This window comes from Enterococcus sp. 3H8_DIV0648 (assembly GCF_002140655.1).
Lineage (GTDB): Bacteria > Bacillota > Bacilli > Lactobacillales > Enterococcaceae > Enterococcus_A > Enterococcus_A hulanensis.
Genome location: NZ_NGLG01000013.1, coordinates 1 through 3814, shown reverse-complemented (window position 1 = coordinate 3814; position 3814 = coordinate 1). Strand labels below are relative to the sequence as shown.

At 40.8% G+C, this 3814-nt stretch carries 3 protein-coding genes; 2 read left to right on the top strand and 1 reads right to left on the bottom strand.

Annotated features, from left to right (window positions below; translation table 11 throughout):
* Window positions 1-7: 7 nt before the first annotated feature.
* Window positions 8-1972 (top strand): glucosaminidase domain-containing protein, encoded by a 1965-nt coding sequence (locus A5875_RS23000; protein WP_088935928.1) that lies wholly within the window; start codon window positions 8-10, stop codon window positions 1970-1972.
* A 60-nt stretch (window positions 1973-2032) separates the two neighbouring features.
* Here A5875_RS23000 and A5875_RS22995 read toward each other — a convergent pair whose 3' ends face one another.
* Window positions 2033-3034, bottom strand: coding sequence for an IS30 family transposase (locus A5875_RS22995; protein ID WP_088934360.1), 1002 nt, complete (start codon window positions 3032-3034; stop codon window positions 2033-2035).
* Between the two features lie 288 nt (window positions 3035-3322).
* On the opposite strand from A5875_RS22995, the gene A5875_RS22990 reads away from it, so the two are divergent.
* Window positions 3323-3814: TetR/AcrR family transcriptional regulator (locus tag A5875_RS22990; RefSeq protein WP_088935927.1), on the top strand; the 492-nt coding region annotated here is incomplete at its 3' end.

Genomic DNA, 3814 nt, shown 5'->3' with positions numbered 1-3814 from the left:
AATAGAAGTGAAGTATAGTAAGATAGTTAGTTTATTAGCTTTAGGAACTTTATTCGGCCCGACTCTTTTAGCTTCACAACAGGCTTTTGCCGAAGAAAGTGGAACAGTTGCTAGTGACTCTGCTGCGAACTCATCAAGTCAACAATCAACCAATAGTTCAACTTTAGAAAGTACAGGAGGGTCTGAGACACCTGCACCAACGCCAGATCCAGAACCAACACCTGAACCCGAACCGGCTAAACAGTACAGTTTATTAGCAAATGGAAATCCTTTCGCCAATAATACTTTCAGCGATGCAAATGGTGCTCAAATCAGTTTCCAATATACATCAGATAATGGCTTAGTAGCGAACACAGCTGTTCACTACACAGTGACATTGCCTGAGAAGGTTAAATTGAAAGAGGTCAAAGTCATCAATACGGCGACACAGGCACCGATTTTATCAAGTGCTGAAGTTAATGGTGTATTCACTATGCCGGAATCAGACGTATCGATTCAGCTAGAGACGGTAAAAGAAGAAACACCTTCTAAACCGACACCAACGCCAAAACCAGAGGAAAAACCTGGCGGTAATACTGGTAACAGCAATAATAGTAATAAAGACAAACCCGCGGGCAATTCCAACAACCAAACGGCTCAAAAACCCGCTGTAAATACACCATCAGCGATTCAAGAGCAGCCAGCTGCCGCTCGTCAGCCTGAAGGAGCAGCTGCGGATGTTCGTGTGCCGTCAAATCAAGCTGCACCAACATTCAGCAACGAAGTTCAAACGGCGATCGTACAAGAGGCTTACCGTCATCTAGGCAAACCGTATGTTTGGGGAGCAAAAGGACCGAACGCTTTTGACTGTTCAGGTCTAGCTTACGTGGTTTACGCGAATGCGACGGGTCATAACATCGGCGGATGGACAGGTGATCAGCAATATGCGGGAACTCAAATCCCTGTCAGCGAAGCTCAGCCTGGTGACTTATTATTCTGGGGTGCGCCAACGAGTGTAACGACACACGTTGCGATTTATATTGGCAATGGTCAATACATCCATGCACCACAACCGGGTGATGTGGTTAAGATCGGCAGTATCGGGGCTTTCACACCAACCTTCGCAGTTCGGGTGAATATCGCCGGTTTACCAAAAGCAACCGGTTCATTATCGAATGCCTTTGGTGAATACAGCACGAGTTCCCCGTTCATTTTTAATAAGAATCAAACGACCGATCAATTCGTTAAGAAAATCGGTGAAATTTCTCGTGAAATCGGACAGAAGAATGGCATTTACTCTTCAGTAATGATTGCACAGGCGATTTTGGAAAGCGGATCAGGAAATAGTGCACTAGCCAGCGAACCAAACTACAATTTGTTTGGGATCAAAGGAAAATATAAGGATCAAGGCGTGACTTTCCAAACCTTGGAACAGGATAATGTTGGCGCAAGCTTCCAAATCAGTGCTGAGTTTAGAAAATATCCTTCCTATAAAGAATCATTAGAGGATTACGCAAAATTAATCAAAAAAGGCATCTCAGGCAATGCTGACTTCTATAAAGCAACGTGGAAAGATCAGACCGAATCATACACAGATGCAACCAAACATTTACAAGGACGTTACGCGACAGATAAACAATACGCAGAAAAATTGAATGCGATCATCAAAGCTTATGATTTAACAGAGTTCGATCATGCGAAAGAAGCAAAAGAGAAAACGACCGGACCTGAAATCAAAGCAACAGAAAAAACTGTTACTGTTAATGATGAGATTCAATCAAAATTGATTGCAAGCATCATCAATAATCCGCGGGTTCCGCAAGTGATGTCAACGAAGCACTTTGTCAATCTTTTCCGCGGCGACAGCTTGATCGCTTTAGCAGCGACTGCTTTACCTGCGAAGAAGACGGTGAATGAAACCATTCCAACAACTGCTTCAATTTATGTCACATTAAGCAATGGTCTGTTGGCGATTATTCCTCCAATGAAATAGCAACTGAACAAGCCAAAGCTGCCAGGTGAAAACTTGGCAGCTTTTTTCTCTGGCGGATTGTCAAATCAAGTGCAACACTCGATTAAAAAATACTTCAAAAGGGGTTTTCCAATTTAAGCATTTACGAGGTCGCATATTTATTTTTCTTAGGACTTCTTTTAGTGTCTGTGATGTAACTTCATCTAAAGTCTGACGTTTAGGGAAATATTCTCTTAATAATCCATTTGTATTCTCATTTGTACCACGCTGCCAAGGTGACTGTGGATCCGCAAAGTAAAAGGGGAGCCCCTCTAATTTTTTAGTTACGTCTTTGTGAAATGAGAATTCTTTTCCGCGATCTGAAGTAACACTCCTTCTTTTCGTTTTTGGGAGTCCTTTGAGTAAATAGATCATACTATCTTTGACTGGTTCTGCTCTTTGCGCCGCTACTTTATCAGCTAACAAGTAGCGAGATTTCCGATCAGTTAGGGTAAGTAAACAAGCGCTCCCCATTTTACCAACTACTGTGTCGACCTCCCAGTGACCCAGTTCACGTCGTAGATTCCCCTCTGATGGCCTTTCATGTATTGTATGCGAAATGACTATTTTCCCTCTGGTTTCGTTATGATTCTGGCACTTATACTTTTTTCCTTTTCTACGTAACTTCTTCACCACACCACGATGCCCTTGTTTCGGCATTTCGTCATCAAATTCAAACGCATAGATTGCTCGATAAATAGTCGAATAACTAATCTTTATCGGGTAGTCTTCTAATTCTAATCGATTCGCTATTTCTTCTGGCGACCATTGTTCGTCTAAAAAAAGATGTTTGACGATATTCTTTAAATAGAAATTGGATAAAATCTTCTTTCTTCCACAATTTTTTCTTTTAAGCTTATAAAGCCGGTGTGCAATAGTCGGAGAATATTGGTTTGATGAAAAAGCATTTCGATTCATTTCTCGGCTAATTGTAGAAGGGTTTCTTCGAAGTTGACGGGCAATCTCTCTTATCGTGTATCCTTGCGCATGTAATTTCGCTATTTCTTCTCGTTCGAAAATGGTAAGATGAGTATACTGACTCATAGATATCCTTCCTTTCAATAGTTATCTCGCAATTACTATTTTACAAGGAAATCATCTATGAGTCTTTTTTGTGTTGCACTTAAAGTGTAAATCCGCCCTTTAAAAAAAGGCCAAACTATGTGAAAATGGAATCGTATTCTTTTTATCAGGACTTGATTTGTTAGTAAGTGAGGAAAAGAAGGATTTCACAAACTCTGAGATTTTGTGAAATTTCGAGGGAAATTGGAAAAAATTCAAAATGAGCTGAAATAGTGTTGATTTTGTTTTTTTAAAACGGGAGAGATGACAATGAAACGAAAACAGGACAGCTTGATAACGAAACAACGTTTGTTGGAAACCGCGTTTCAAAATTTCTATGAAGTAGGATTTGAAAATACTTCTTTAGACAAAATATCAAAAGATGCAAATGTGAGCCGTGGTGCTGCATATTGGCATTTTAAAAATAAGTCAGAGATCTTCGGTGAAGTCGTGCGCATGACGATCGAGAAAATCAAGGCCGAAAAACGTGAAATCATGCTTAGCGAGGAGCTGAGCTTTGAGGAAAAAGTCGTGCGGATACTGGTTGTTCCATCAAAAAACCAAACGGGCTTCAAGTTTATGCAGCAATCGCTAAAAACGCTGGAGGTCTATCCCGAGTTTACAGAGCTGCTAGAAAATTTTCGCGAAACACGCGCTCGCTTGTATGATTTTTTTCTAGAGGGCTTGAGAAAAGAAGGGCTAAATGAGAATGACGCTTCTGCTGTTTCTAGTATGCTATACAATTATTTCGAGGGTATGTAC